Origin of the sequence: Sphingomonas sp. LY29 (assembly GCF_035593985.1) — a bacterium.
GTDB lineage: Bacteria > Pseudomonadota > Alphaproteobacteria > Sphingomonadales > Sphingomonadaceae > Sphingomicrobium.
In genome coordinates, this window is record NZ_CP141587.1 from 1,539,435 (window position 1) to 1,564,165 (window position 24,731).

A 24,731-nucleotide genomic window follows, 5' to 3' on the forward strand; every position below is an offset into this window, starting at 1 on the left:
GCGTTCATGTCTACCAATCTCATCGAACGGCTCAGCAGCCTCGTGTCCTCGGGCGAGGCGAGCCGTAGCGGCCTCGCCCGCGCCGCCGGCCTCCACCCCAACTCGCTCCGCAAGCTTGGCGCGGCCGACTGGAATCCGACCGCGGATACGCTCGTCCGGCTCGAAAAGCTGCTCGACCGCGGCGTCCAGGACGTTTTGGTCGGGGCCGAAGCGATCATCGACGAGGCGCGCAACGGGCGCATGTACATCCTTGTCGACGACGACGACCGCGAGAATGAGGGCGACCTTATCATCCCGGCACAGATGGCGACCCCCGATGCGATCAACTTCATGGCGCGCCATGGCCGCGGGCTGATCTGCCTGGCGCTCGGCAAGGCGCGGGTCGACCAGCTTGGGCTGGAGCCGATGACTCGCAACAACCGCACCTCGATGGAGACTGCCTTCACCGTGTCGATCGAGGCGCGCGAGGGCGTCACCACCGGGATCAGCGCCGCCGACCGCGCGCGCACCATCGCGGTGGCGATCGATTCGTCGAACGGGCCCGACGCGATCGTCTCGCCCGGCCATGTCTTCCCGCTCGTCGCCCGTCCAGGCGGCGTCCTGGTGCGCGCCGGTCATACCGAGGCCGCCGTCGACGTGTCGCGGCTCGCCGGGCTCAATCCCTCGGGCGTGATCTGCGAGATCATGAGCGAGGACGGCACGATGGCGCGCCTCGACGGCCTGATGGAGTTCGCGCGCACCCACGGGCTGAAGATCGGCACGATCCGCGACCTCATCGCTTACCGCTTGAAAAAGGACCACATGGTCGAGCCGGTGGCGGAAACGCGGTTCACCGCTCGGTCGGGCGCGGCGTGGACGGCGCGCGTGTTCCGCGACAAGGCGAGCGGCGAGGAGCAACTAGCGCTCGTCCACGGAGCGATCGACCCGTCTGCGCCGACGCTGGTGCGGATGCACTCGATCGACCTGTTCGCCGACCTCCTTGGCGAGGCCAGCCCGCGCGCCGGCCTGCTCGACGGGGCGATGGCGATGATCGAGGCCGAGGGCTCGGGCGTGGTCGTCGCGCTGCATGCCGCCGCCGCCGGTTCGCTCAGCCGCGCGACCGACCTCCGATCGGGCAAGCCGGGTGACGCCAATCCGACGCTGCGCGGATATGGCATCGGGGCGCAGATCCTCGCCGCGCTCGGCATCCACGACATGATCCTGCTCAGCAACACCAGCCACACGCCGGTCGGCCTGAGCGCATATGGCCTCGCGATCGTCGAGGAACGCTGCATCACCGGGAAGGACGCCTGACATGGCCCATGTGCTGATTGCCGAGGCGCGCTTCTACGCTCACCTCAACGACATGCTCCTCGCCGGTGCGCGCGGGGCGCTCGACGCGGCGGGGCATAGCCACGAAACGATCACGCTTCCGGGCGCGCTCGAACTCCCCGGCGCGATCGCGCTTGCCGCCGAAAGCTCGCGCTTCGACGCCTATGTCGCGCTCGGCGTCGTCATTCGCGGCGAGACGTGGCATTTCGAGATCGTCGCCGGCGAAAGCGCGCGCGGCCTGATGGCGCTGACGATGGACGGGCTTGCGGTCGGCAACGGCATCCTCACTGTCGAGAATGAAGCGCAGGCGATCGTTCGTGCCGATCCGGCACAGGCGAACAAGGGCGCCGGCGCCGCCGAGGCCGCGCTGGCGCTGCTCGCCGTCCGCAACTCGTTCAGCTGAGCGGCAACCACACTTCGTTGCGGCGCAGTGGTCCGGGAATCATCGGCGAATTGTAAAAGGCATATTCGGGCTCGGCCTCGCTCGCCTCGCCGCGACGGGCAAGCCAGCCGCGAAGCCGGTCCTCCTGCTCGGCCAGCAACCGATCGTCGGCGCGACCGGCAAAGCTGATCACCGCGACGCGGCGTGCGCCGATCTCGATCAGGTCGACACCGTCGGGCGCGGCGGGAAGGTCATCCTCGGTCCGCCCGGCGGGCATGACGAAGCGGGTCCGCCACGCGCCTTCCAGATCGTCGTCGAACAAGGGCGGATCGCTCGCCATCGGATCGCCCGCGTCCTGCATGACGGGGACCGTCATCGGCAATTCCTCTCCGTCCCGCGACTTGGCGAAAATATAGTCGGCGAGCACGCGGAAGCCGCGGCCCAACGCGTCCTTGCGTCCGCCCTCGACGACCGTCTCGGCGACCGTGATCGCGGGATATTCGCGAATCTGGCAATCGCCATCGGTCGCGAGCACGCGGTAGTCGGGTTCTTCGGTCTGCCGCTCGCGCAGGACGTATAGCGCCGCACCGCCGAGCAGGGCCGCGCCCACCGCGGCCGCACCAACCATCACATCCTTGCGCATCGTCATCCTCCTGATTGGATGAACGACGAACCGGTCAGGCGGGGTTACGTTCCCCCAGTGTCGGGTAATCGGTGTAGCCCTGCGGTCCCGGCGAGTAGAAGGTGCCGACGTCCCAATCGTTGAGCTCGGCGTCCTTGCGAAGCCGATCGACGAGGTCGGGATTGGCAAGGAACGGCCGGCCGAAGCTGATCGCGTCGGCATTGCCTTCGTCGAGCCGCGCCTGCGCGGTCCCGCCGACATAGTCGCTGTTGAGCACGAGCGTCCCGGAAAAGACCTTGCGGATCGCCGGGCTGACCGGCGGTTCGTCGGTCGGGCGGAAGGTCGAGCCGGGACCGGGCTCGCGCAGTTCGAGCCACGACACGCCGAGATCCTCGAGCGCCGCCGCCGCCGCGGTGAATAGCGCGTGATTGTCGCTATCGTCGCAACCCTGAACGTCGCCGTTGGGCGACAGGCGAATGCCGGTCAGGCCCGTTCCAACCTCGGCAACCACCGCCTCGACGACCTCGCGCATGAAGCGCAGGCGGTTCTCGACCGGCCCGCCATAATCGTCGGTGCGAAGGTTGGTGCCGTCGCGAAGGAATTGGTCGATCAGATAGCCGTTGGCGCCGTGGATCTGGACGCCGTCGAACCCTGCCGCGATCGCGTTGCGCGACGCGGTCGCATAGTCGCCCAGGATGCGCTGAATGTCGTCGTGCGTCGCGGCGCGGGCCTGCGGATAATCCTTCTTGCCCTCATAGGTGTGGGCGTAGTGCGGCGCGTTGGTCGCCGATGCGCTGATGTTCGGAAGGCCGCTGACATTGTCGTGGACCAGCCGCCCCATGTGCCACAGCTGCGCGACGATGCGGCCACCGGCCTTGTGAACCGCCTCGGTGACCGGCATCCAGCCTTCGACCTGCTGCTGCGTCCACAGGCCCGGCGCATTGGGCCAGCCCAGACCTTCGCGGCTGATCCCGGTCGCTTCGGAAATGATCAGTCCGGCATCCGCGCGCTGCGCATAATATTCGGCCATGATCGGCGTCGGCACCGCTTCGCGGTTCGACCGTCCGCGAGTCAGCGGCGCCATCAGGATGCGATTGGGAAGGCTGAGGTCGCCCAATTCCACGGGGTCGAACAACGTAGGCATGGGCAGCATTCCTTAGTAAGGGGACCGGGTGGCAGAGATAGTAGCAAATCGAAACTTGCCAAGGGCGCATCCATGGGCGTTCGTCGCGCTTCTGGTCGGAAACCTTGCGCTGGCAGGGGGGCCGTTCCTCGTGCGCCACTCCGGCGTCGGGCCGATTTCGGCGGGTTTCTGGCGGCTGGCGCTGGCCTTGCCATTCTTGTGGCTGATCGCGCGGATGGCAAAGCAGCCGGTCGACTGGCCGAAGCGCGCCGTGACCGTCGCGATCCTGTTCGCCGCCGCCTTCTTCGCCGCCGACCTTGCCGCCTGGCATGCGGGGATCGAGTTGACGAAGCTCGGCAACGCAACGCTGTTCGGCAATCTCTCGAGCTTCCTGTTCGCGGCATGGGGCCTGTGGCTGATCCGCAAATGGCCGTCGCTGGTTCAGGCGGTAGCGCTCGCGCTGGCGGCGCTCGGCTGCGGGTTGCTGATGTATGGCAGCGCCGAACTGTCGGCAGCGCATTTGCGCGGCGACCTCCTGTCGGCGCTCGCGGGGCTGCTCTACACCGGCTACCTGATCCTGGTCGAACGGACGCGCGGGACAGTGAAGCCGGTTCCGCTGCTGTTCATCGCCTCGCTGTTCGGGGCGGCGCTGCTGCTCCCCGCCGCGATCGTATCGGGTGAACAGGTCGTGCCCGCCGACTGGACCGGGCTCGTCGCTCTGGCGCTGTGCAGCCAGGTCGTGGGGCAGGGGCTGCTGGTCTACGCGCTTGGCCATGTACCGCCGTTGGTGGTCGGGATCGCGATGCTGACCCAGCCCGCGCTCTCCGCGCTGCTGGGTTGGCTCTATTATGGCGAAAGCTTCACTCCGCTCGACTGGACCGGCGCGGCGATGATCGTGGTCGCGCTGGTACTGGTCAAACGCCCCGACAGTGGACCACCGAACTTGCGCGCCGAAGCGCCCGTGCCCAAGTAATGGCGATGGCCGACCCCACTCCGCTCGAGGCGCTTCGCCTCCGACTCGCGCTTCCCGTTGGCGAAAATGCCGTGTTCGACGGATGGACCCAAGCGGCAGTCGACAGCGCCGCCGCGCAGATTGGCTTCGACGCGGCGCAGGCGCGCTTGGCCTATCCCAAGGATCCGGCGGGAATGATCGACGCGTGGATCCAGGGCGTCGACGCGGCAATGGAGGCGCATTTCACGCCTGAAGTCGTCGCGGCGATGAAGGTGCGCGACCGCATCCGCTCGATGATCTGGTTCCGCCTTGAAACAACCGCGCCGGCCCGGGAGGCGGTGCGCAAGGCGCTCGCGATCCTGTCGATGCCGCAAAACGTGCCGCTCGCGCTTCGCACCGGCTGGCGCTCGGCGGACCTGATGTGGCGGCTGGCGGGCGACACCGCGACCGACTTCAACCATTACACCAAGCGCACCATCCTTGCGGGCGTCTACACCTCGACCCTGCTGGCGTGGCTCGACGATGACAGCGACGATTTTGCCGACACCGCCGCCTTCCTTGACCGCCGCCTCGGCGACGTGATGCGCTTCGAAAAGTGGAAGGCCGGCTGGAAGGGCAGCGATATGACGCGGCCCAGTCTTTCACGATTCCTCGGCCGCCTGCGCTACCCGCCGCGCTAAGGCATAAGCGATAGCGCTTTGCATTTCGTGCTGTTATTGATAATCAGTCGCAAATGGCTGACGATCTCTTTCTCGATCAACTGAAGCTTGGACACCGGGCGCGGATCGCCGCGATCGCCTGGGCCGAGCTGGACGAGGGCGAAGCGAGCCGCCTGCGCCACTTCGGCTTCGACGAAGGCGTCGCGGTCCAGCCGCTCCATCTTGGTCCGTTCGGGCGCGATCCGCTCGCGGTTCGCGTCGGCCGAATGACCGTCGCCATCCGCAAGGTTCACGCCCGCGCTGTTCGAGTCGTTCCCGAGGCCGCATGATCGAACTCCCGCTGGTCGCGGTCGTCGGCAACCCCAATGCCGGCAAGAGCGTCCTGTTCAACGCGCTGACCGGCGCTCGCCAGAAGGTCGGCAACTACCCCGGCGTCACGGTCGAGCGCCACGTCGGCCGCGCCAGCCTGCCCGACGGGTCGGCAATCGAACTGGTTGACTTGCCCGGCGCCTACGGCCTCGACCCGACCAGTCCCGACGAGGAAGTCACTCGCGATGTCCTGCTCGGCAAGCAGCAGGGCGAACGGCTTCCGCAGGCGCTTCTGATCGTCGTCGATGCCTCCAATCTCGACAACCATCTTCGCTTTGCCTTGCAGCTGATCGACCTCGGCCTGCCGACGGTGGTTGCGCTCAACATGGTCGACCTTGCCAAGCGGGACGGGCTCGAACTTGACGCCAAGCGGCTCGAGGAACAGCTCGGCGTTCCGGTGATCGAAACCGTCGCGGTGCGGAAGCGCGGGCTCGACGAGCTTCGCACCACGCTCGGCGACCTGCTCGCCACGCCGACGAAGATCCGCGCCGGCGACGGGCCGAGCCACGATCCGCTGCTGCTGCAACGCCGCGCGCGCGATATCGCGATGGCCTCGATCCTCAGCGAAACGCCGACCCGTCTGATCACGCATCGCCTCGACGGCGTGCTGCTCCACCCCTTCATCGGCCCGCTGATCCTCGCCGCCGTCCTGTTCGTCATGTTCCAGGCGGTGTTCGCCTGGTCCGCGGTCCCCGCCGACGCGCTGGAGGCGGCAACGATCGGACTGGGCCAGGCGATCGGCGACGCGATGCCCAGCGGCGTTCTGCGCTCGCTGGTTGTCGACGGGCTGTTCGCGGGCGTCGGCGCAGTGATCGTTTTCCTGCCGCAGATCCTGATCCTGTTTCTATTCATCCTCGTCCTCGAATCGACCGGCTACATGGTCCGCGCCGCCTTCCTGATGGACCGGCTGATGAGTCATGCCGGGCTGTCGGGGCGGGCGTTCATCCCACTGCTGTCGAGCTTCGCCTGCGCAGTGCCGGGGATCATGGCGACGCGCACAATCGCCGATCCCAAGGACCGGCTGACGACGATCCTCGTCGCGCCGTTGATGACCTGCTCGGCGCGGCTTCCGGTCTACACGCTGATCATCGCCGCCTTCATTCCCGAGCGCTCGCTCGCGCCCGGGATCGGGCTGCAGGGCGTGGTGATGTTCGTGCTCTACCTCGCCGGGATCGTCGGCGCGCTGATCGCCGCGGTCGCTCTGCGCAAGACCGTGGTGAAAGGCGGCGGCGGGGCGTTCATGATGGAATTGCCCAAATATCAGATGCCGCGCCTCGCCGACGTCGCGATCGGCCTGTGGCAGCGCGCGGCGATTTTCCTCAAGCGCGCGGGCACGATCATCCTGTTGACCACTGTCATCCTGTGGGCGCTGGCCAGCTTCCCGCAGGCGGGACCGGGGCAGAAACAAAGCGACGTGTCGATCGCGGGGCGGATCGGCGATGCGATCCACGTCGTCGTCGCGCCGATCGGCTTCAACAAGGACATCAGCCTCGCGCTCTTGCCCGCCATGGCCGCGCGCGAAGTCGCGGTCGCGGCGATCGGCACCGTCTATTCGCTCGATGCCGAGGACGAAGGCGGGCTGCAGACGCTCGAACAACGGATCGCGGGCCGATGGAGCCTCGCCACCGCGCTCGCCTTCCTCGCCTGGTTCGTGTTCGCGCCGCAGTGCATCTCGACCATCGCCGTCACCCGCCGCGAAACCAACGGGTGGAAGTGGCCGATCTTCATGGTCACCTACCTGTTCGTGCTGGCCTATATCGCCGCCGGCGCGACCTACTGGACCGCGGTCGCCTTGGGGCTCGGATAGGCTGTTGCCGCCGCCGTCTGCGCGGCTTAACGCTCATCCAAATCGAAAAAGGAGAGCGGCATGGCCGGCGTGAACAAGGTGATTTTGGTGGGCAATCTGGGCCAGGACCCGGAAAGCCGCTCGTTCAGCAACGGCGGCGAGGTGGTCAACCTGCGAATCGCCACGTCGGAAACCTGGAAGGACCGTGACGGCAACCGCCAGGAAAAGACCGAATGGCATTCGGTCGCGATCTTCAACGAAAACCTCGGCCGTGTCGCCAAGAGCTATTTGCGCAAGGGTTCGAAGGTTTACATCGAAGGCCAGCTTCAAACCCGCAAGTGGCAGGACCAGTCGGGCGCCGACCGCTACACGACCGAGATCGTGCTCCAGAAATTCCGCGGTGAACTCGTCCTGCTCGACGCGCGCGGCGAAGGAGGCGGCGGTTCGGGCGGCGGCGACTATGGATCGTCCTCGGGCGGCGGTGGCGGCGGCTTTGGCGGCTCGGGTTATGGCGGCGGCGGCTCGAAGCCCCAGTCGCGCCCGCAACCGTCGGCGTTCGACAGCGACCTCGACGACGACGTGCCGTTCTAAACGACATGAGGCGCGCCGCCATTGGGGGGCGCGCCGCTCTTCCGCCTAGGCGTCGGATCCGCCCATCTTCGCCTTGAGCGCGGCGAGTGCAGCGAAGGGTCCCGCTTCTTCCTCGCTGACCACGCCCGCCTCCCGCAGCGCCTCTTCGGCGTTCGCGCTGCGCGGATAGGGATCTAGCTCCAGCGCCAGCGTATCGGCGACCGCGGTGCCGAGGTCGATCGCCGCGCCGTCGTGGAAACTGGTGTCGAGGTCGTCGGCCTTCAGCTCGACCTCCTCGTCCCCCGGAACGCCGGTCGGCGCGGGGATGAAGCGCAGGCTGAACGCCTCGTCGACATGCTCCGACACCGGCTCGCCCGTCGCGACGCACGCTTGGGTGAGCGCGGCCTTCAGCCTTCCAGTCGCCAGCACGGTATCGCCATCGCGCATCAGCACCGCATGCGCGTCGAGCCGATCGAGCGAAAGCAGCCGCAGCCGGTCCGCGACCGCCTGGCATTCCTCGGGCGTCGCGACCAAATCGATGCGATCGCCGGTGCGGATCGAATCGAGCGACAGGCGGTGTGCAAAATCGCTCATCCGATTTTTCCTTCGATCAGGTGGCGGTCGTTCAGCCCGGACAGGCCTTCGTCGAACCGGCGCAACGCCTCGCTCGAATAGGTCAGCGCGGTTTCGACCGGCGGAAGCGAATCGCGATAGACGCTGAAGCGCACCGCATCTTCCCATAGGTCGCGATCCTCGCGCGCATTGCGCCAGCGGTCGACCCGCGTCGCCAGCGCCCCGACCATCGATCGAACCTGCTTGCCGATCGACGGATCGCCGAACCCCTGTTCGCGCATCTGCGCATCCATGTCGGCGATGAAGCTCTCGGTCAGCGCGACCGAGTGGCGCACCGCGGCTTCCTCGCCCGTCTCGAGGCGCAGGATGGTGAGCGCGGTCAGGCTGGCGAGCACCGCGAAACGACCGTCGAGCGTGTCCGCCACCGCGCCTTCGCGGTACCAGGCCGGGCGGCGAGCCTCCGCGACGACCGCGGCATAGAGCGGCCCCGCGTCGGGTCCCTTGGGGCGAAACATCGCCATGATCGAGCGCATCGAGTGTCTCCTGAGGCGGGCTGACGCCACGCGCGGCTTGCACCTGCCGCCTGTCCCAGCATATTGAGCGTCGCGGGGCATGTGACAAGACACCCGATCCAACGGAGACGTGACGAATGACCAAGCGCGCCATCGCAGCGACCATCGCCCTCGGACTGACGCTCAGCGCCTGCGCCGGGATCCGCGATCATCGCGGCTACGTCATCGACCGCACGCTCGCCGACGCCATCCAGCCGGGAATCGACAATAAGGAATCGGTGACCCGTTCGCTCGGCCGCCCGACCCTGACCGGCCAGTTCGACGCGAACGAGTGGATCTACCTGTCGCGCGACACCGCGCAGCTTGCTTTCCGCAACCCGCGCGTCACCGACCAGGAAGTGCTCCGCATCCGCTTCGACGCGGCGGGCAACGTCGCTTCGGTCCAGAAGAGCGGCGAGGAGTTGATCGCCTCGGTCGCGCCGTCGGGCGACGCCACACCGACGCTTGGCCGCCAGCGCAGCTTCTTCTCCGAACTGTTCGGCGGAATCGGCACCATCTCGCAGCCCGGCCTTCCCGGTTCGAGCCCCCAGTAAGCGAAAGGGTGCGTCGTCATGACCGCGACTCCGTCCGGCATGAGCTACGCCGACTATCTGCATCTCGACACCTTGCTGTCGGCACAGCGGCCGCTGTCCGACCTGCACGACGAGATGCTGTTCGTCATCATCCACCAGACCAAGGAACTCTGGCTCAAGCAGATGCTGCACGAGGTCGCGCTGGCGATCTCGCTCGTCCGGCAGGACCAGTTCGCCAAGGCCTATAAGGCGCTGTCACGGGTCAGCCGGATCCAGACGGTGATGACGCTGTCGTGGGACGTCCTCGCGACGCTCACCCCGGTCGACTACAGCGCCTTCCGTCACGTGCTCGGCACGTCCTCGGGCTTCCAGTCGGCGCAGTTTCGCGAACTTGAGTATCGGCTGGGCATCAAGGACCCCAAGTTCCTCGCCTATCACGAGGGCGGCGAGGAAGGTCGCGCGAAGCTCCAGCGCGCGCTTGACGACCCGTCGCTGTGGGACGCCGCCAATGCCGCGCTTGCCCGCGCCGGGTTCGACGTGGACGGCGACGACGCCATCGAAGCGTCGTGGCTCGCGGTCTATCGCGCGCCGGAAACCTATTTCGGACTGTATCAACTCGCCGAGAAACTGGTCGATCTCGATGACGCGCTTGCCGCATGGCGGCACAAGCACCTGCTTACCGTCGAGCGGATCATCGGCATGAAGACCGGCACCGGCGGATCGGCGGGGGCGGCCTATCTGGCCTCGACGCTGACCAAGCGCGCCTTCCCCCAACTCTGGTCGCTGCGAACCTCTCTGTGAGTTTCAAGCATCTGTTCTCGCGCTCGCTGGGCGCGGCGCCGAAGCGTCTGCACATGGCGGCGCACAGCCATCATCTGTGGCCCGATGCCTCGTTCGACGGGCAGGTCGAATGCTGGGAAGATGCCTCGCGCCTCGCCGACCGCAAGTGGGAACGGGTGATGGGCGAGGTCTGGCCCGAGGCGCAGCGCCACGTCGCCGAAGAGCTTGGCACCGGCGATCCGTCGGCGATCGTCTTCGCGGCGAATACCCACGACTTCCTGATCCGACTGGCCGCAGCCTGTCCGCGCGCCGATCCGCGTCGCCTCAAGGTGCTCGCCAGCGACGGCGAATTCCATAGCGCGCGGCGACAATTCGCGCGCTGGGCCGAGGACGGCTGGTTCCAGGAGACACGGGTCGCCGCCGAGCCGTTCGACGACTTCACCGACCGCTTCGTGGCGTCCGCCGAATCGGGCGATTACGATCTGATCCTGGTCAGCCATGTTCTGTTTGGAAGCGGGCAGCGGTTCGAGGGGCTCGAACAGCTGGCCGCGCTGGCTCGCCCCGACGGTCCGTGGGTCGTCATCGACGGCTATCACGCCTTCATGGCGATCGATGCGCCGCTTCCCGCTTCGCTCGCCGACCGCCTGTTCTACCTCGGCGGCGGCTACAAATATGCGATGGCGGGCGAGGGCATGGGTCTGATGCACTGCCCGCCGGGCTTCGGCCCGAGGCCGCCGCTCACCGGATGGTATGCCGAGTTCGACGATTTGACGCTTCCGCCGGGCATGGTCGGCTACGCGCCCGACGCGATGCGCTTCATGGGCGCGACCTTCGACCCGTCGTCGCTCTATCGGTTCAATTCGATCAAGCGGATGCTTGCCCGCGAGGGCCTGACGACCGCCACCATTTCGGCGAGGGTCGGCGATCTTCACCAGCGCCTGCTCGATTCGATCGACGGGTCGGCGCTGGCCAAGGCGGAGCTGCTCAACCCGCTCGACGGCAAGCCGCATGCGCGCTTCCTCGCCTTCCGCAGCTCCGAAGCTGCCCGCTGGTGCGAAGCGCTGATGAATCAGGGCTGCGTCACCGACGTTCGCGGTGACGTGCTTCGCATCGGGTTTGGCCTCTATCATGACGAGGCGGACATCGACGCCTTCGCCGCGCTCGTCCGAACGCTCTAGGATCCCATCCCGCGCCGGATAAGCGCGTTGGCGTGCGCCGCGACTTCGTCCGGGTCTTCGTCGCCCCACACCCCGAAGCGCAGGCCCAGGAAGACGTTCATTCCCATCAGCGCCCAGGCGCGAACCTCGGTCGCGAGCGCGTCGGCGGGCGCGATCTCGCCGCGTGTCGCTGCCGCATCAAGCCGCGAAGCGATGCGCTCCGCCGTCGTCTCATAATGCATGCGAAAGCCCGCCGGATCGACGAATTCGGCCTCGTCGATGATGCGGTACACTTCCTTGTGGCCCTCGACGAAGCGGAGGTAGGCGGCGAGCGCGCGGCCTTCCCCGTCCAGTCCGCTGGTCGCACCCTGTAATGCGGGGGCGACATGGTCGCGGACCTGTCCCGACATGTCGCGGACCAGCGCGGCGAACACCGCCTCCTTGCTGTCGAAGTAGGTATAAAAAGTGCCCAGCGCGACCTTCGCGCGCGCGGTAATTCCGACAATCGAGCTTTCGTGAAATCCCCGCTGGCCGAATTCGGCGAGCGCGGCATCGAGAATCTTGCGAAGCGTCTTTTCACCCCGCGCAGTGCGCGGCGCCTTGCCCTCGCTCGCGGGCGATTCCGCCTCGCGCGCCGCCGCTTCCAAATCCTGCTCGGTCGTTCCCCCCATGCTTTTCTTATTCCATAAGTTGAAACCCGGTTCAACTTTCATTATGCCTGTGTCTGAGGCCAAGACCGCGAACGGCGGCGCGTGCCACGCAAGGGGAGGATTTTCATGTCAAAGCGTTACCTTACGTCGCCGCGCGCGCTGCTTCTGGCGGGCAGTGCATTGCTCGCATTGCCGACCGCCGCGCAGGCGCAGGACCAGGAACAGGTTGCCGCCGACGCCAATGCCGCGACGCAGGCCGCCGAGCCCGCATCGACCGTCGACACCGGCGAGATCGTCGTCACCGCGCGCCGCCGCGTCGAAAACCTGATCGACGTTCCGATCGCCGTCACCGCTTATTCGGGCGCCGCGCTTGAACGGCAGGGCGCGACCGACATCACCGACCTTGGCGACACCACGCCCAACGTCACGCTGGAACCGTCGCGCGGAACCAACACCACGCTGACCGCCTTCATTCGCGGCGTCGGGCAACAGGATCCGGTCGCCGGCTTCGAATCGGGCGTCGGCATCTATCTCGACGACGTCTATCTCAACCGCCCGCAGGCCGCGGTCCTCGACATCTACGACGTCGAGCGGATCGAGGTGCTGCGCGGGCCGCAGGGAACGCTTTACGGCCGCAACACCATCGGCGGCGCGATCAAGTACGTCACCCGCCGCCTGTCGAACAACACCACCTTCAACGCGAAGGCGAACCTCGGCACCTACAAGCAGGCCGACCTCATCCTGTCGGGCAGCACCCCGCTCAGCGACACGGTCCGCATCGGCCTCGCCGGCGCACGGCTCAGCCGCGGCGGATTCGGCGAGAACCGCAACAACGGCGTCGACAATTACAACAAGGACATCTGGGCGGCGCGCGCGTCGGCCGAGTTCGATGTGACCCCCGATTTCTTCATTCGCGTGTCGGGCGATTATTCGAAGGACAATAGCGAGCCGCGCAACGGCCACCGCCTGACGGTCGGCCTGCTTTCGGGCGCCCCGATCCTCGACGACGTCTACGACACCCGCGCCGGCCTCGACACGCCCGAACAGGAAGTCGAAGCCTATGGCGGCATGCTCCGCGCGGAATATAAGGTCAGCGACGCGATCACGCTCAAGAACATCCTGTCCTATCGCAAGGACAAGACGCAGGCCGCGATCGACTTCGACTCGCTTCCCGCGGCCGACGTCGACGTTCCGGCGATCTACAAGAACTGGCAATTCTCGAACGAATTCCAGGTTACCTACGAAAGCGACCGGCTCCAGGGCCTGGCCGGCGTCTACTATCTCAACGCCAACGCCAACAATATCTTCGACGTGGTCCTGGCAACGACCAGCCCGGTCGCCCTGCCTGGGCTGACCGCTTCGACCTTCGGCGATGTCGATACGAAGACGTGGGCGGCCTTCGCCGACTTCACCTTCGACGTGACCCGCCAGATCGCGGTGTCGGTCGGCGGGCGCTACACTCACGATCGCCGCGACGCGACCGTCATCCGCGCCAATCTGCTCAACGGCCCGTCGCCGGAGCTTGGCGGCAACGGCGTTCAACTCGGCGCGCTGACCTCGAACTTCGAAGGCAAGAAGACTTTCAAGGAATTCACCCCGCGCGCGTCGATCAGCTTCCAGCCCGACGACAACAACACGCTCTACGCAAGCTATGCGAAGGGCTTCAAAGGCGGCGGGTTCGACCCGCGCGGCCTGTCGACCGCGGCGCCCGATCTCGATGCCGACGGCACGCGCGAGCCCGACGAGATCTTCGACTACTTCCTGTTCGAACCCGAAACCGTGAACAGCTACGAGCTGGGCTACAAGGCGGCCCTGTTCGACCGCCGCCTCCGCTTCGCGGTCGCGGGCTTCATCGCCGACTATAAGGACGTTCAGATCCCGGGCTCGGTCGGTGCGGTGATCAACAACATCCCGACCTTCGTCGGCGTGACCACCAATGCCGGCAAGGCCAAGTTCAAGGGCATCGAGATCGAAGGGACCGCGGCGCTCCTCCGCAATCCGGAGCAGCGCCAGTATGTGAACGTCAGCGGCACGCTCGGCTACCTCGACGCACAGTTCAAAGAATACATCACCAATATTCCGGGTCGTGGCCCGGTCGATGTCGCCGACTTCCGCAAGGTGCAGAACACGCCCAAGTGGACGATGTCGGGCTCGGCCGAATATGGTGTTGCGATGGGCACCGGCGATCTGTCGCTGAGCTCGACGCTGTCGTATCGCAGCAAGACCTATCAGTTCGAACTGCCCAGCCCGTTCCTGGATCAAAAGGGTTACGCCCTGCTCGACGCCAGCCTGGTGTGGAGCAGCGAAGCCGATCGCTTCACGATCGGCCTCCACGGCAAGAACATCCTCGACAAGCGCTACAAGACTTCGGGCTACCAGTTCCTGGCGACCGATCCCGTCACCGGCGTTCCGCTCCGCGCGGCCAATGGCAACGTGATCCCCAGCCTCGGCCGCGAAAGCGTCGCGACGGCATTCTACGGCAACCCGCGCCAGGTCGTGTTGTCGCTCGGCTATAAGTTCTAGGCCGGCTGTTACGGGGCGCTTGGCTTTGCCGGGCGCCCCGCTACACCATGATGATGAACCAGCAAGCCGCCGCCGCCGCGCCGACCACCCGCCTTCAGGCTCGCGTCCTCGCGCTGCTGCTGCTGGCCTACGTTTTCAACTTCCTCGACCGGCAGATCCTGTCGATCCTCGCCATTCCGATCCAGGCGGAGCTCAAGCTCACCAACGAGCAGCTTGGGCTAATGGGCGGCATCGCCTTTGCGGCGCTCTATTCGACCTTCGCCATCCCGATTGCGCGCTTCGCCGATCGCGGGCGCCGCGTCGCCACCATTTCGACCGCCGTCGCGGTGTGGAGCGCTTTCACTGCGCTGTGCGGCGCGGCGGGTAATTTCTGGCAATTGTTCCTCGCCCGCATGGGCGTCGGCATCGGCGAAGCGGGCGGAGTCGCCCCGTCCTACGCCCTGATTTCCGACTATTTCCCGCCGTCGCAGCGCGCCCGCGCCCTTGCGATTTTCTCGCTCGGAATCCCGATCGGCTCGGCGCTCGGCCTCTTCTTCGGCGGCTGGATCGCGACCGCGCTCAACTGGCGCTGGGCGTTCGTTCTGATCGGGCTGGCGGGGATTCCCATCGCGATCGCGCTTCGTCGCCTCGTTCCCGAACCCACGCTCGGCGCGCTCGATGCTGCGCCCGAAGCCGGCGCCTCGGTCAATCCCAGCTTCGGCGAAGTCTTCGCGACACTGGCGCGCAAGCCCAGCTTCTGGCTGCTCTCGTTCGGCGCCGCGAGTGGGTCGATTTGCGGCTACGGCTTCGGCTTCTGGCTGCCCAAGTACATGACCGCGCGGCTCGAACTCCCGCTCGACCAGCTCGGCCTCTACTTCGGCGTGATCGTCCTCGTCGGCGGGTCGCTCGGCATCTGGCTCGGCGGATTGATGGGCGACAAGTTGGGCGGCGCACGTCCGGGCGCCTACGCGCTGGTCCCCGGGATCGCCTTCCTGCTCGCCGCGCCGCTCTACGTCGTCGCGCTTCGCAACGAATCGCTCGCGCTCGGCCTGATCCTCTACACCATTCCTTATATGCTCTCGCTCGCGTGGCTCGGCCCGATCGTCAACGCGGTCCAGAATCTCGTCCCGCCGACGATGCGCGGGACGGCGTCGGCCTGCATGCTGCTGATCAACAATCTGATCGGAATCGGCTTCGGCATCTATTTCTTCGGCGCGATGACCGACCGCCTGACGCCCGAGTACGGCGACGCCGCGCTTTACCAGGCGCTGTTCATCGGCCTCGGCTTCTACATCCTCGGCGGCCTGCTTTTCCTCGCCGCGTCGCGGACGCTCAAGCGCGACTGGTATCTCCGCACCCCGGACTGACGCTCGTCGCGGCAGGGGCTCGACTCGTCAACGCCGTCAATTTGCGGTTCACGCTGGTGGCCCAACGCTTTCGGAACGTGGGTGGATTTGATCCGTTAAGCCCGCAATTCGAAGGAGAATTCCGATGACCAAATGGATGCTTGCCGCGGGCGCGGCAGCCTTGGCGATTGCGTCGCCGGCCCTCGCCCAGAAGGGCGGCCAAGGGGGCGGAAACGATAAGGGTGGCGGTGGCGGTGGCCCCGCCAAGGTCGAACGCGGCGGTGGCGGCGGTGGCGGTGGCCAGCGCGCGGAACGCGGCGGTGGCGGCCAGCAGCAGCGCGCCGAACGTCCCCAGCGTGCCGAGCGCCAACAGGCGCGCCAGGAACGACCGCAACGTGCGGAACGCCAGCAGGCGCGGCAGGAACGTCGTGTCGAGCGCGCCCCTGAGCGCCGCGAGGCGCGTCAGCAGGTGCGCCAGGAAAACCGCCGCGAGGTTCGCCAGGACAACCGCCGAGAGATTCGTCAGGTCGAGCGCCGCGACGATCGCCGCGAAGCCCGTCAGGACGCTCGCCGTGACGTTCGTCAGGACGCTCGCCGCGAGGTGCGTCAGGAGGTTCGTCGCGAAGCACGTCGCGACATCCGCCGTGATGCGCGCCAGGACTTCCGCCGTGCCTTCGCACAGCCGCGCGACGGCTATTCGACGTGGCGTGTCGGCCGCAGCGACGGCAACCGTCTCGACGACCGCTTCGTCCCGCGCTGGACCAGCGCAGGCCTGATCGGCGGTTATGGCGACGCCTGCCCGCCGGGCCTTGCGCGCAAGAACAATGGCTGCCTGCCCCCGGGTCAGGCCAAGAAGGTCGTCGGCACGTTGCTGCCGGCCTATCTGACGGGTCGCAACCTCGATGGCGCGTACAGCCAATGGTATCGCGACAATGACGATTATTACTATCGTTACGACGACGACTACATCTATCAGGTCGGTCGCAACGACAATTTGATCGATGCCTTCTTCCCGTACCAGGACAACGACTATTATTATTATCCGGTCGGGATGAGCTATCCGTCGGACTATAATTACTACAACGTGCCGTATCAGTATCAGTCTTATTATCCCGATGGCGGCGACTATGCATACCGCTACGGGGACGGCGCGATCTATCAGGTCGATCCGTCGAACGGACTGATCGAAGGCATCGCGGCATTGCTCGCGGGCGACCTTGCGGTCGGCCAGCCGTTGCCGCCGGCCTACAGCGCCTACAACGTGCCGCTGTCCTATCGTGATCGTTACTACGACACGCAGGACGACTGGTACCGGTACAACGATGGCAACATCTACCAGGTCGACCCGACGACCCAGTTGATTACCGCGGTAATCAGCGCGATTGTCTGACCGACTGGCGTGACACGGCAGGGCGCCGCGTGGGACCTCCCGCGCGGCGTCCGTCGCAAGCGAGACTAGGACGAGGAGTAACTGCATGTGCGTGAATGTTCGGCTGGCCGCGATGGCCCTTGGATTGACCGCTCTTGCCGGGTGCAGCGCGGACGGCGGCGAAAACGCCGCCGCCCCGACGACCGAAGCCGCGAAGGAAGCGGCGGGCTCCTCGACGCTGGCCGAGGGCCTTGGCGATGCGAAGACCTTCACCGCCGCGGTCAAGGCCGCCGGCCTCGACGGCACGCTCGGCGGTCCGGGTCCTTACACCGTGCTGGTTCCCAGTGACGCGGCCTTCGCCAAGCTTCCCGCCGGCGCCGCTGACGCGCTGATGAAGCCCGAAGCGCGTGCCGAACTGACCGGCGTCCTCACCTATCACGTCCTGCCCGGCACCATCCTCGCCGCCGACATCGGCAAGGCGATCGACAATGGCGACGGCAAGGCCCTGCTCGCGACGATGGCGGGCGGAACGATCACCGCGACCCGCGAAGGCAATGCGATCGTGCTGACCGACAGCGCCGGCACCAAGGCGACCGTGACCGGGGCTGAAGAGCAGAAGTCGAACGGCGTCATCCATCGCATCGATTCGGTGCTGATGCCCAGCTGATCGTGGCTGCGGCGCACCCGTTCGATCCGTACGCCGTAACCGCCGATTTTCCCCTTCCGCCTTGCCCTTGCCTCGCTATAACGAAGCGACATTCGCGACGGGGCAAGGATAGACAATGAAGGCGACGATCGAACGGGCGACCCTCCTCAAGAGCCTGGGCCATGTCCAGTCGGTGGTCGAACGCCGCAACACCATTCCCATCCTGTCGAACGTGCTGATCGAGGCCAAGGAAGACGGCTCGCTCCGCCTGATGGCCACCGACCTTGACCTGCAGGTCGACGAAAGCGTTCCCGCGCAGGTCAGCCAGGCCGGCGCCACCACCGTCTCCGCGCACACCTTTTTCGACATCGTCCGCAAGCTCCCCGAAGGCAGCCAGGTCGAACTCAGCGCCTCGGACGGCAAGATGCAGGTCGTCGCCGGCCGCGCCCGCTTCAACCTGTCGACCCTGCCGCGCGACGATTTCCCGGTCATCGCCGAAGGCGAACTGCCGACCCGCTTCGAACTTCCCGCCGCGACGCTTCGCCAGATCATCGACAAGACGCGCTTCGCCATCTCCAGCGAAGAGACTCGCTACTATCTGATGGGCATTTTCCTGCACGTCGCCGACGACAAGCTGAAGGCCGCGGCGACCGACGGACACCGCCTTGCCCGCGTCACGGTCGACAAGCCCGACGGCGCCGACGGCATGCCCGACATCATCATTCCCAAGAAGTGCGTCGGCGAACTGCGCAAGCTGCTCGACGAGGTCGAAGGCACGCTCGAAGTCTCGCTGTCGGCGACCAAGGTCCGCTTCGGCATGGGCAGCGCGGTGCTGACCAGCAAGCTGATCGACGGCACCTTTCCCGACTACAACCGCGTCATTCCGACCGGCAACGACAAGCTGCTCAAGCTCGATCCCAAAAGCTTCATGGCCGGGGTCGACCGCGTCGCCACCATCGCCAGCGAAAAGACCCGTGCGGTCAAGATGGCGGTCGACCGCGACCGCGTCACGCTAAGCGTCACCAGCCCCGAGAACGGCCTCGCGGTCGAGGAAATCCCCGCCGACTATGGCAGCGACAATATCGAGATCGGCTTCAACGCCCGCTATCTGATGGACATCCTCCACGAGATCGACGGCGACACGGTCGAAGTCCACCTCGCCGACGCCGCCGCCCCGACGCTTCTTCGCGAAAACGACAAGGCCGCGGCGCTCTACGTCCTGATGCCGATGCGGGTCTGATCCGACCGTGCGTACCCTGTTCGTCGCTGCCGTTCTCGCTTTGTCGTCACTGACGGCAGCGCCGTCGTTCGGCCAGACATCGACAAATGCGTCGGTCGAACGGCCGAGCGAAGCCGAGGCGCTGGCCTTCGTTCAGGCCTGGTCGCCGTCCGATCTGCGACGGGCGGCAGAACTGTCGATCCTGCGAAAGAGCTTCATTCCCGGCCTGAAGAAGAACCCGGACGCGGCGAAGATGCTGGAGGCCTTTCCCGCGTTGGGCCCGGCCATGATCGACGCGATGACAAGCCAGATCGACGTTTTCATCGCCGAGCATGACGCGCGCTTCTTCCCACGGGCTGCGGCCATCGTCCGGTCGGGCATGTCGCGATCGGACGCGCTCACCCTCACGACCTTTTATCGTTCCGAATTGGGCCGCAAGACGCTGACGATGTCGGGCGAAAATGCCGATGGCGACGAAGTCATCGAGCGCGCCCTGGCGAAGAAGCCGATCGACATCGGCGTGACGCAGCGGCAGGTGATGCGGGCAGGGCTCCGCACCTTCGTGGGCTTGACCGAGGCGGAGCGGTCCGAAATCGCCGCGACCTTCGACACGTCGGCTGGCCGCAACTTCAGAAAGTTGATGCCCGCCCTGCAGAAACTCCAGACCGAGCTTGCCGTCGATCCGGGGCCGAAGTTCAAGGCGGGAACCGAAAAGGCGATGGCGGCCGCGTTCGAGCGCGTCACGGGCGCACGGGTCAATAAGAACTGAGCTGCGCTAGCCTGAATGGCGCGCCAGCATCTCTACCGTTTCTTCTTCAACCGTCGTGCATTGGCCGTCGCGGCGGCGTGGATCGGGCGCATCGCGCGGTTGGAACTGGCCAGCGCGGCGCTGCCGAGCCGCTGACCGCGCGCCACCATCGCCTGCGCGGCGCGTGGCGTCGGGACCTGCCCCATCATCATCTGGCCGATCGCGACCGCTTGCGCGCTCATGTCCGACTGCATCGCCATCCAGTCGCGCGCCAGACTCGCGCCCGCGGTGCCGAACGCCATTCCCTTCTCGCTGACCATCAGGCCAAGCTCGACATGATCGGCATTCAACGGATCGCTCATCGCGTTCTCGATCGATTTGGTCCGATGCTTGACCACTTCCTGCGACGCCAGGAATGTCTCGCTCATCATCGTGCCGGCGCGCATCAGGCGCTGCCATTCGATCCACGGATTGACCATCTTCGACCCCTTCGCTGCGTCGCACGACCCTAGCGAACCGCGACGCATGCTTGTTCCACTCGCCCGACGCGCTACCACCGGACGGTGATCACGCGCCTCACCCTGACCGATTTCCGCAACCATGGCGAGGCGCAGCTTCTCGCCTCGCCGGGCTTCGTGCTGCTGTCGGGCCCGAATGGCGCGGGCAAGACCAACATCCTCGAGGCCGTCTCCCTCCTCACCCCCGGTCGCGGCCTTCGCGGCGCCAGCCTCGGCGAAATGGCGCGCAAGGACGGCCCTGGCGGCTTCGGCGTCGCGGCCCGGCTCGCTCCCTCGTCGGGCGATCCGGTCGACGTCGCCACCGGCACGCTCGCCGCCGCGCCCGAACGGCGGCAGGTGCGGATCAACGGCGCCGCGGCCAGCGTCAATGCCTTGTCAGAATGGCTGTCGGTGCTGTGGCTGACGCCGGCAATGGACCGCCTGTTCGCCGACAGTGCGGGCAATCGGCGCCGCTTCCTCGACCGGCTGACGCTGGCGCTTGAGCCGGGCCATGCGCGCCACGCCTCGCGCTACGAAGCGGCGATGCGCGCGCGCAACAAATTGCTTGCCGAGCCTGACGGCGCCGATCCCGACTGGCTCGCAGCGCTCGAAGCGGGGATGGCCGACCATGGTGCGCTGCTCGGTGAAGCCCGCGCCCGCACCGTCGCGTCGCTGAGCGAAGCCGCCGATATCGCCACCGACGACGACTTTCCCCGCGCCGGGCTCTCGCTTGATGGCTGGGACGGCGGCGATCTGGCGGCAGCGCTCAAGGCCTCGCGTGGCCGCGACGGCGCGGCAGGACGCGCGACGGTCGGCCCGCACCGCCAGGACCTCGGCGTCACCTATCTCGCCAAGAATCAGCCCGCCGCACTCGGCTCGACTGGCGAGCAAAAGGCGCTGCTGCTCGGCCTCATCCTCGCTCACGCCGACCTCGTTGCCGACCGTCGCGGCGCGCCGCCGATCCTGCTGCTCGACGAGGTGGCGGCGCATCTCGATCCGCGCCGCCGCGCTGCCCTGTTCGCGCGTCTCGAAGGTCGCGGGCAGGTGTGGATGACCGCAACCGAACCCAGCCTGTTCGACGAAGTCCCCGGCGGCCGGACCAGCCACTTTTACGTCGAGGATGGCCACGTCCGGGGCGGGTGACTGGACAAATCCGCCCGGTCGCTTATATTGCACCGCAACACGAGACGCCTTTGCAAGCGGCGTGATCGGAGTCTTCCCCGACAAAGGGATGTCCGGCCCGCGTCTCGACCCAGCTACCAAGCTCTCCATTTCACGCGGGGTGCACAACCCAACCCCTGGCGGGTCCGTGTCGTTCGACGCGGGCGTCCGCCTGTTCATACTGGAATATCTTTTGACCAAATTCACCGACCTCGGGCTCTCGCAGCCCCTTCTCGATGCACTCGCCACCAAGAATTACTCGGTGCCGACGCCGATTCAGGCGCAGGCCATCCCGACCGTCCTGACCGGACGCGACCTGCTTGGCATCGCGCAGACCGGCACCGGCAAGACCGCGGCGTTCATGCTGCCGTCGCTCGACCGGCTCGCCAATCCGCGCGTCCATCCGATCGCCAAGCGCGTGCGGATGCTCGTCCTTGCGCCGACGCGTGAGCTCGCCAGCCAAATCGCCGAAAGCGCGCGCACCTATTCGAAGAACGTTCATCTCAGCGTCGACGTGATCTTCGGCGGTACCGCGCCGATGAAGAGCGTCCGCGCCGTGGCGCGCGGCCTCGACGTGCTCGTCGCGACCCCCGGCCGCCTGCTCGACCTCGTCGACCAGCGTGCGATCGATCTTAGCCGCCTCGAAATTCTCGTCCTCGACGAGGCCGACCAGATGCTCGACCTCGGCTTCATCCACGCGCTGAAGCGGATCGTGCAGATCGTCCCGAAGCAGCGCCAGACGCTGTTCTTCTCGGCAACGATGCCCAAGGCGATCAAGCAACTCGCGGACACCTACCTCACCAACCCGGCCGAAGTGTCGGTGACGCCGGCGGCGACCACGGTCGACCGCATCGCGCAGACCGTGACGCACGTGAACCAGGCCGAAAAGGCCGCGCTGCTTACCCTGATGCTGAAGAAGGGCGATGCCGAACGCACGCTCGTGTTCAGCCGTACCAAGCATGGCGCCGACAAGATCGTCCGCCAGCTTGCCGCGTCGGGGATCGAAAGCGTCGCCATCCACGGCAACAAGTCGCAGCCGCAGCGTGAGCGCGCCATGGCCGCGTTCAAGTCGGGCCAGGCGCCGGTGCTGATCGCGACCGACATCGCCGCGCGCGGGATCGACATCCCGGGCGTCAGCCACGTCGTCAACTTCGACCTGCCCGACGTTCCGGAGCAATATGTCCACCGCATCGGCCGCACCGCGCGCGCCGGCGCCGACGGCATCGCGCTCGCGTTCTGCAGCCCTGACGAGCGCCTCAACCTGCGCGATATCGAGAAGACCACGCGTCTTCGCATTCCGGTGTCGCCGCTTCCCGAAGGGTTCGTCGCGGCCGCGGCGGCGCTCAAGGCGCTCAAGCTTCCTCCCTCGGCCCGCGAAGAGCGTGGCGGCGGCGGTGGTCGCGGCAGCCCGCGTGGCGGGGAACGCCGCGATCGCGACGGCCAGCGTTTCGGTCGTCCGGCCGCTCCGCGCGCCGCGATCCAGCCGACCGGCGGCCAGCGCCGCGACGACGGTCCGCGCTCCAACTCGACCCCGCGCATCGCGACGGGCGAAGGCGCCCCGCGCCCTCAGCGCACCGGTCCCGGTGGCGGCCCCAAGCGTCCGTTCAACGGTCGTCGGGGCGGCCCCGGTGGCGGCGGCGGCGGTCGTCCGCAGCGCGCGCAGGGCTGACCCTCGCCAGCCTGAAACGTTTCGGTTAGGTCATGAAGCGGGAGGAACCGCTTCATGACCAGGGCCTTCGACCGGCGCTCGATGCTCGTCGCGCTTGGCGCGGCGGGCCTTCCCTTCCCGGCCTTCGGCGCCACGCCGCGTAGCGACCCGCAATGGGTTCGCGCGCTCCTGCTGGCACTCCATCCCGGCCTGTTCCGCTACCAGTCGCCCGCCGAGTTCGACGCGCGCCATGCCGCCTTCGAGCGCGCATGGAACGCCACCGACCGGTTCGAGCCGCGCTACCTCGCGCTGTCGCGGCTGCTCGCGTCGATCCGCTGCGGGCACAGCTACGTAAATCCCTACAATCAATCGAAGGCCGTGATCGCGCGGCTGACCGGCGGCCGGCGCCTGCTGCCGTTCCGCTTCCGCTGGATCGGCGGGCGAATGGTCGTTACCGGCGATCCGCACCGCACCGGCCTCCGTCCGGGCACGCAGATCCTCTCGGTCGACCGCGTGCCGACCCAGCGCATCCTTGCCGCGCTGATGCCGCTGGCGCGCGCCGACGGCGGCAACGACGCCAAGCGGATCGACCTGATGGAAGTGCGCGGAGAGGATGAGTTCGAAGCCTTCGACCTGTTCCATCCTTTGCTGTTCGCGGTCGGGCCGACCGTACAGCTCGGGCTCGTCCATCCCGACGGGCGACGCGACATGCGCCGGGTCGCGACGGTCGATCGCGCGGCGCGTCTCGCGGCCCGCCCCGCCGATCCGCCCAAGGGCGATTCGGCGCCCATCTGGACCTTTGAACGCCGCGGCCCCGCCGCGCTGATGACCATGCCCGGGTGGGCGCTCTACGACAGCAAGTGGGACTGGAAGGGCTGGATCGACCAGCGTTTCGCCGAGATGGCCTCGTCGGGCACGCGCGGCCTAGTCGTCGACATCCGCGCCAACGAGGGCGGGCTCGATTGCGGGGACGAGATCATCGCGCACCTGGTCGATCGCCCGCTGCCCCCGCAATCGTCGCGGCGGCTGGTGCGCTTCCGCTCGGTCCCGACCGACCTGCGTCCACCGCTCGACACCTGGGACAAGAGCTTCATGGAGCTAGGCAAGGATGCGCGCCCGGCGCCGGGCGGCTTCTTCCGATTGCCCGATGCCGACAGCGGCGGATCGAACGCGATCGCGCCGCGCGCGCCGCGCTTCCGGGGAAAGGTCGCGGTGCTCACCTCCGCAACCAACAGCTCGGCCACCTTCGGCTTTGCCGAGCGCATCAAGCAGGCGCGGCTGGCGACGCTCGTGGGCGCGCCGACCGGCGGCAACCGCGGCGGAATCAACGGCGGCGCCTTCTTCTTCGCGCGCCTGCCGGACAGCGGGATCGAGTTCGACCTCCCGCTGATCGGCATCTTCCCCGACGTGCCGCAGCCCGATGCTGGCATCCTCCCCGACGTCGCGGTTCCGGTGACGGCCCGCGCAATCGCGCAGGGTCGTGACGAGGCGCTCGAACGGGCGCTTCGCATCGTTGCCTGAAATGGCCAAAAAGCTTGGCTTGATGCGCGTCATCTGCCATGGTGGCGGCATGATTT

25 protein-coding genes are annotated in these 24,731 nt (G+C 67.0%); 19 read left to right on the forward strand and 6 right to left on the reverse strand.

Annotated features, from left to right (window positions below):
* The first annotated feature begins 6 nt into the window (after positions 1-6).
* Positions 7-1,293, forward strand: a complete 1,287-nt coding sequence (ribB, locus tag SH584_RS07825; protein WP_322841754.1) for a 3,4-dihydroxy-2-butanone-4-phosphate synthase — start codon at positions 7-9, stop codon at positions 1,291-1,293.
* A gap of 1 nt (position 1,294) precedes the next feature.
* Positions 1,295-1,714, forward strand: coding sequence for a 6,7-dimethyl-8-ribityllumazine synthase (ribH, locus tag SH584_RS07830; protein WP_324806086.1), 420 nt, complete (start codon positions 1,295-1,297; stop codon positions 1,712-1,714).
* Here the strand turns inward: ribH and SH584_RS07835 are convergent.
* Together SH584_RS07835 and SH584_RS07840 are read right to left on the reverse strand one after the other, a co-directional pair.
* Positions 1,707-2,336, reverse strand: a complete 630-nt coding sequence (locus SH584_RS07835) for an SOUL family heme-binding protein (RefSeq protein WP_324806088.1) — start codon at positions 2,334-2,336, stop codon at positions 1,707-1,709. The genes ribH and SH584_RS07835 overlap by 8 nt on opposite strands.
* A 34-nt stretch (positions 2,337-2,370) precedes the next feature.
* Entirely contained in the window at positions 2,371-3,459 is a 1,089-nt protein-coding gene (locus SH584_RS07840) for an alkene reductase (protein WP_324806090.1), read from the reverse strand.
* 28 nt (positions 3,460-3,487) lie between these two features.
* Between SH584_RS07840 and SH584_RS07845 the strand changes: the two genes are divergently transcribed.
* From SH584_RS07845 to ssb, 5 genes are read left to right on the forward strand one after another with little or no spacing between them, the layout of a single operon-like run.
* A complete protein-coding gene (locus tag SH584_RS07845; protein ID WP_324806092.1) occupies positions 3,488-4,411 on the forward strand; it encodes a DMT family transporter in 924 nt (307 codons plus the stop codon).
* Between the two features lie 5 nt (positions 4,412-4,416).
* Positions 4,417-5,070: a COQ9 family protein gene (locus SH584_RS07850; protein ID WP_324806094.1), complete on the forward strand. Its 654-nt coding sequence runs from the start codon at positions 4,417-4,419 to the stop codon at positions 5,068-5,070.
* 53 nt (positions 5,071-5,123) lie between these two features.
* On the forward strand, positions 5,124-5,378 hold the full coding sequence (locus SH584_RS07855; protein WP_324806095.1) for a FeoA family protein: 255 nt from the start codon (positions 5,124-5,126) through the stop codon (positions 5,376-5,378).
* A complete protein-coding gene (gene feoB / locus SH584_RS07860) occupies positions 5,375-7,225 on the forward strand; it encodes a ferrous iron transporter B (protein WP_322841747.1) in 1,851 nt (616 codons plus the stop codon). Before SH584_RS07855 ends, feoB begins: the two co-directional genes overlap by 4 nt.
* Before the next feature lie 60 nt (positions 7,226-7,285).
* Entirely contained in the window at positions 7,286-7,795 is a 510-nt protein-coding gene (ssb, locus tag SH584_RS07865; protein WP_324806098.1) for a single-stranded DNA-binding protein, read from the forward strand.
* 45 nt (positions 7,796-7,840) lie between these two features.
* On the opposite strand, the gene SH584_RS07870 is transcribed toward ssb, so the two are convergent.
* Both SH584_RS07870 and SH584_RS07875 read right to left on the reverse strand, forming a co-directional pair.
* Positions 7,841-8,368, reverse strand: a complete 528-nt coding sequence (locus SH584_RS07870; RefSeq protein WP_324806100.1) for a YceD family protein — start codon at positions 8,366-8,368, stop codon at positions 7,841-7,843.
* Entirely contained in the window at positions 8,365-8,880 is a 516-nt protein-coding gene (locus SH584_RS07875; RefSeq protein WP_324806102.1) for a ubiquinol-cytochrome C chaperone family protein, read from the reverse strand. The genes SH584_RS07870 and SH584_RS07875 overlap by 4 nt, the downstream gene beginning before the upstream one ends.
* Before the next feature lie 116 nt (positions 8,881-8,996).
* On the opposite strand from SH584_RS07875, the gene SH584_RS07880 reads away from it, so the two are divergent.
* Genes SH584_RS07880 through SH584_RS07890 form a run of 3 tightly spaced genes read left to right on the forward strand, consistent with a single transcriptional unit; the run spans position 8,997 to position 11,389 of the window.
* Positions 8,997-9,452, forward strand: a complete 456-nt coding sequence (locus SH584_RS07880; protein WP_322841743.1) for an outer membrane protein assembly factor BamE — start codon at positions 8,997-8,999, stop codon at positions 9,450-9,452.
* 18 nt (positions 9,453-9,470) lie between these two features.
* Positions 9,471-10,232: a tryptophan 2,3-dioxygenase gene (locus tag SH584_RS07885; RefSeq protein ID WP_324806104.1), complete on the forward strand. Its 762-nt coding sequence runs from the start codon at positions 9,471-9,473 to the stop codon at positions 10,230-10,232.
* Complete coding sequence (locus SH584_RS07890; RefSeq protein WP_324806106.1) at positions 10,229-11,389, forward strand: kynureninase/PvdN C-terminal domain-containing protein; 1,161 nt, start codon at positions 10,229-10,231, stop codon at positions 11,387-11,389. Before SH584_RS07885 ends, SH584_RS07890 begins: the two co-directional genes overlap by 4 nt.
* On the opposite strand, the gene SH584_RS07895 is transcribed toward SH584_RS07890, so the two are convergent.
* Positions 11,386-12,039, reverse strand: coding sequence for a TetR/AcrR family transcriptional regulator (locus SH584_RS07895; RefSeq protein WP_324806108.1), 654 nt, complete (start codon positions 12,037-12,039; stop codon positions 11,386-11,388). The two genes, SH584_RS07890 and SH584_RS07895, sit on opposite strands and share 4 nt — an antisense overlap.
* 105 nt (positions 12,040-12,144) lie before the next feature.
* On the opposite strand from SH584_RS07895, the gene SH584_RS07900 reads away from it, so the two are divergent.
* From SH584_RS07900 to SH584_RS07925, 6 genes are all read left to right on the forward strand, one after another.
* Positions 12,145-14,541 carry a TonB-dependent receptor gene (locus SH584_RS07900; RefSeq protein WP_324806110.1) on the forward strand — a complete coding sequence of 799 codons (2,397 nt, stop codon included), beginning with the start codon at positions 12,145-12,147 and terminating at the stop codon, positions 14,539-14,541.
* 53 nt (positions 14,542-14,594) lie between these two features.
* Positions 14,595-15,887, forward strand: coding sequence for a spinster family MFS transporter (locus SH584_RS07905; RefSeq protein WP_324806112.1), 1,293 nt, complete (start codon positions 14,595-14,597; stop codon positions 15,885-15,887).
* A gap of 124 nt (positions 15,888-16,011) precedes the next feature.
* Positions 16,012-17,256, forward strand: a complete 1,245-nt coding sequence (locus SH584_RS07910; protein ID WP_324806114.1) for a hypothetical protein — start codon at positions 16,012-16,014, stop codon at positions 17,254-17,256.
* 85 nt (positions 17,257-17,341) lie between these two features.
* Complete coding sequence (locus SH584_RS07915; RefSeq protein ID WP_324806117.1) at positions 17,342-17,902, forward strand: fasciclin domain-containing protein; 561 nt, start codon at positions 17,342-17,344, stop codon at positions 17,900-17,902.
* A gap of 115 nt (positions 17,903-18,017) precedes the next feature.
* On the forward strand, positions 18,018-19,121 hold the full coding sequence (gene dnaN, locus SH584_RS07920) for a DNA polymerase III subunit beta (protein WP_324806118.1): 1,104 nt from the start codon (positions 18,018-18,020) through the stop codon (positions 19,119-19,121).
* A gap of 7 nt (positions 19,122-19,128) precedes the next feature.
* On the forward strand, positions 19,129-19,869 hold the full coding sequence (locus SH584_RS07925) for a DUF2059 domain-containing protein (RefSeq protein ID WP_324806121.1): 741 nt from the start codon (positions 19,129-19,131) through the stop codon (positions 19,867-19,869).
* Between the two features lie 32 nt (positions 19,870-19,901).
* Here SH584_RS07925 and SH584_RS07930 read toward each other — a convergent pair whose 3' ends face one another.
* Positions 19,902-20,375: a hypothetical protein gene (locus SH584_RS07930; protein WP_324806122.1), complete on the reverse strand. Its 474-nt coding sequence runs from the start codon at positions 20,373-20,375 to the stop codon at positions 19,902-19,904.
* Between the two features lie 36 nt (positions 20,376-20,411).
* Between SH584_RS07930 and recF the strand changes: the two genes are divergently transcribed.
* The 3 genes from recF (at position 20,412) to SH584_RS07945 (ending at position 24,675) form a co-directional block, all read left to right on the forward strand.
* Positions 20,412-21,488, forward strand: coding sequence for a DNA replication/repair protein RecF (gene recF, locus SH584_RS07935; protein WP_324806125.1), 1,077 nt, complete (start codon positions 20,412-20,414; stop codon positions 21,486-21,488).
* Positions 21,489-21,654: 166 nt separating this feature from the next.
* Positions 21,655-23,175 (forward strand): DEAD/DEAH box helicase, encoded by a 1,521-nt coding sequence (locus SH584_RS07940; RefSeq protein WP_416385122.1) that lies wholly within the window; start codon positions 21,655-21,657, stop codon positions 23,173-23,175.
* 54 nt (positions 23,176-23,229) lie between these two features.
* Positions 23,230-24,675: a S41 family peptidase gene (locus SH584_RS07945; protein ID WP_324806127.1), complete on the forward strand. Its 1,446-nt coding sequence runs from the start codon at positions 23,230-23,232 to the stop codon at positions 24,673-24,675.
* Positions 24,676-24,731 lie beyond the last annotated feature (56 nt).

Excerpts from the sequence above, each read along its gene's own strand:
- SH584_RS07835 (WP_324806088.1), bottom strand. The coding sequence starts at position 2,336 with ATGCGCAAGGATGTGATGGTTGGTGCGGCCGCGGTGGGCGCGGCCCTG.
- SH584_RS07905 (WP_324806112.1), top strand. The coding sequence starts at position 14,595 with ATGAACCAGCAAGCCGCCGCCGCCGCGCCGACCACCCGCCTTCAGGCT.
- SH584_RS07945 (WP_324806127.1), top strand. The coding sequence starts at position 23,230 with ATGACCAGGGCCTTCGACCGGCGCTCGATGCTCGTCGCGCTTGGCGCG.
- SH584_RS07840 (WP_324806090.1), bottom strand. The coding sequence starts at position 3,459 with ATGCCTACGTTGTTCGACCCCGTGGAATTGGGCGACCTCAGCCTTCCC.
- SH584_RS07910 (WP_324806114.1), top strand. The coding sequence starts at position 16,012 with ATGACCAAATGGATGCTTGCCGCGGGCGCGGCAGCCTTGGCGATTGCG.
- SH584_RS07895 (WP_324806108.1), bottom strand. The coding sequence starts at position 12,039 with ATGGGGGGAACGACCGAGCAGGATTTGGAAGCGGCGGCGCGCGAGGCG.
- SH584_RS07850 (WP_324806094.1), top strand. The coding sequence starts at position 4,417 with ATGGCCGACCCCACTCCGCTCGAGGCGCTTCGCCTCCGACTCGCGCTT.
- ribH (WP_324806086.1), top strand. The coding sequence starts at position 1,295 with ATGGCCCATGTGCTGATTGCCGAGGCGCGCTTCTACGCTCACCTCAAC.
- feoB (WP_322841747.1), top strand. The coding sequence starts at position 5,375 with ATGATCGAACTCCCGCTGGTCGCGGTCGTCGGCAACCCCAATGCCGGC.
- SH584_RS07870 (WP_324806100.1), bottom strand. The coding sequence starts at position 8,368 with ATGAGCGATTTTGCACACCGCCTGTCGCTCGATTCGATCCGCACCGGC.
- SH584_RS07900 (WP_324806110.1), top strand. The coding sequence starts at position 12,145 with ATGTCAAAGCGTTACCTTACGTCGCCGCGCGCGCTGCTTCTGGCGGGC.
- dnaN (WP_324806118.1), top strand. The coding sequence starts at position 18,018 with ATGAAGGCGACGATCGAACGGGCGACCCTCCTCAAGAGCCTGGGCCAT.
- SH584_RS07885 (WP_324806104.1), top strand. The coding sequence starts at position 9,471 with ATGACCGCGACTCCGTCCGGCATGAGCTACGCCGACTATCTGCATCTC.
- SH584_RS07930 (WP_324806122.1), bottom strand. The coding sequence starts at position 20,375 with ATGCGTCGCGGTTCGCTAGGGTCGTGCGACGCAGCGAAGGGGTCGAAG.
- SH584_RS07855 (WP_324806095.1), top strand. The coding sequence starts at position 5,124 with ATGGCTGACGATCTCTTTCTCGATCAACTGAAGCTTGGACACCGGGCG.
- ribB (WP_322841754.1), top strand. The coding sequence starts at position 7 with ATGTCTACCAATCTCATCGAACGGCTCAGCAGCCTCGTGTCCTCGGGC.
- SH584_RS07915 (WP_324806117.1), top strand. The coding sequence starts at position 17,342 with ATGTGCGTGAATGTTCGGCTGGCCGCGATGGCCCTTGGATTGACCGCT.
- SH584_RS07875 (WP_324806102.1), bottom strand. The coding sequence starts at position 8,880 with ATGCGCTCGATCATGGCGATGTTTCGCCCCAAGGGACCCGACGCGGGG.
- ssb (WP_324806098.1), top strand. The coding sequence starts at position 7,286 with ATGGCCGGCGTGAACAAGGTGATTTTGGTGGGCAATCTGGGCCAGGAC.
- SH584_RS07880 (WP_322841743.1), top strand. The coding sequence starts at position 8,997 with ATGACCAAGCGCGCCATCGCAGCGACCATCGCCCTCGGACTGACGCTC.